The organism is Halomonas sp. ND22Bw (assembly GCF_003011945.1).
Lineage (GTDB): Bacteria > Pseudomonadota > Gammaproteobacteria > Pseudomonadales > Halomonadaceae > Halomonas > Halomonas halophila.
The window spans coordinates 1-260 of the sequence record NZ_PXWD01001180.1; the positions used below are offsets into that span (position 1 = coordinate 1).

A 260-nucleotide genomic window follows, 5' to 3' on the forward strand; every position below is an offset into this window, starting at 1 on the left:
CGGGTGCCAATGGCGGCTTCTTCCAGCATTACCGGCAGGAGCGCCGCTCCTATGCGGTGTTCGCGCAGGGCGATTACGAGATCGTACCGCGCCTGACGCTGACCATCGGTGCGCGCTATACCTGGGATCGGCTGCAATATCGCGACGGCTACGCCTTTCTATATGCCGGCTATGTCGACACGGCGAAGACGCCGCTGGCCACGACCGTGCCATGTTCCGGTCCGGCGGGTTCGTGCGCCTATGATCCCAACGCGCGCTTT

The 260-nt window shown here is 63.8% G+C and carries 1 protein-coding gene; it reads left to right on the forward strand.

From position 1 onward, the window contains the following. Window positions 1–260: TonB-dependent receptor (locus CVH10_RS21905; protein WP_146143266.1), on the forward strand; the 260-nt coding region annotated here is incomplete at both ends.